The organism is Pseudoflavonifractor capillosus, assembly GCF_016902575.1.
In the GTDB taxonomy this organism is placed as follows: Bacteria; Bacillota; Clostridia; order Oscillospirales; family Oscillospiraceae; genus Enterenecus; species Enterenecus capillosus_A.
On the sequence record NZ_JACSNZ010000121.1, the window covers coordinates 1 to 653 of the forward strand.

Here is a 653-nt window from a genome sequence, read left to right on the forward strand (position 1 = left end):
ACCCCGGCGGCTCTTCTCCACATACTCAGACAGCGGGACAAACAGAGCGGAGGAATACCGCTGCTGCACCAGATACCACAGGTGTATCAGTCGGGCCATTCTGCCGTTGTCGTCAAACCAGGGATGCAGGTAGGCGATGTAGAAGTGGATGAGCGCCGCTTTCAGCAGGTCGTTCATGGCGGATTCCTGATGGATAAACTCCACCAGATTCCCCATATACTCCGGAAGCATCTGCCAGGGAAGGCCGGTGTGCTCCACTTTGTCACCCACAATATACACGCTGTCATGGCGGTATTTATGGCCGGGCAGGAGCTGATCCTCCTCCGGTAAAAACGCCCCAATGGTAAGCGCATAGAGCTGGTGGATGCTCTCCTCGCTGATCGTATGCTGAGGATCACTGATAAACTCCAGACCCTTCTTCATGCCGTAGATACGGTTCTCACTCTCGTTGGTGGGGGCGTAGCCAGACAAAATCCTGCGGACACTGTCCCGGGAGGTGTCGATCTGCTCGATGGAGAAGGTGGAGAGAATTTCGTCCTCCATAGCCTTTCTGCCATAGACCTGGCTGCTGCTCTGGGGTGTCAGCAGCACCTTGGCCGCCGACAGCTGAACCTGGGCAACAGAATCCAGATAGACCAGATTCTTTCCATTGA

General features: G+C 55.3%; 1 protein-coding gene. It reads right to left on the reverse strand.

What is annotated here, in order from left to right; genetic code table 11:
- A partial coding sequence (locus tag H9X86_RS13170) for a Fic family protein (protein ID WP_204901753.1) occupies positions 1–653 on the reverse strand: 653 nt, incomplete at both ends.